Origin of the sequence: Nosocomiicoccus sp. HMSC059G07, assembly GCF_001815515.1 — a bacterium.
Lineage (GTDB): Bacteria > Bacillota > Bacilli > Staphylococcales > Salinicoccaceae > Nosocomiicoccus > Nosocomiicoccus ampullae_A.
The window spans coordinates 1-446 of sequence record NZ_KV820846.1 but is presented as its reverse complement, the minus strand read 5'-3'; the positions used below and the strand labels follow the sequence as shown (position 1 = coordinate 446).

Sequence of the window (446 nt, the reverse complement as noted above, 5' to 3'; positions counted from 1 at the left end):
AATCATTGAGGCATTTATCGGTGCAAGTAAGGCTGTATGGACGTGAAATATTAAAAGAATATAAGCTATCAAAAATTCAATTTATCGCACTACAATGGGTGAGTGATTCGAACGGTCAAACGATCGGTGAGGTTGCTAAAAAGTTGGACCTTGCCTATTCGACAACGACAGATATTATAGACAAACTCGAATGTAGTGGTTTCGTACGTAGAGAGCGTGGTCATAAAGATAAACGTGTCGTTCTCGTAAAAATCGAACAAAAGGGTACGGAATTATTATCTCAAGTGATTCAAAAGCGTGTACAGTTTATCGATGAAATTACGAGTGACTTTACTGAAGATGAGAAAGAAATGTTATCCACTTTACTTAAGCTAATGATTAAAAAAAGTGAGACGATGTCATATGAATAATCAGGCGATCGGAGTCATGGATTCTGGGGTTGGTGG

At 37.7% G+C, this 446-nt stretch carries 1 protein-coding gene; it reads left to right on the top strand.

Annotated features, from left to right (window positions below; all coding sequences use genetic code 11):
* The coding region (locus HMPREF3029_RS05955) for a MarR family winged helix-turn-helix transcriptional regulator (protein WP_070710162.1) at nt 1-410 on the top strand (410 nt) is incomplete at its 5' end.
* Between the last annotated feature and the right edge of the window lie 36 nt (nt 411-446).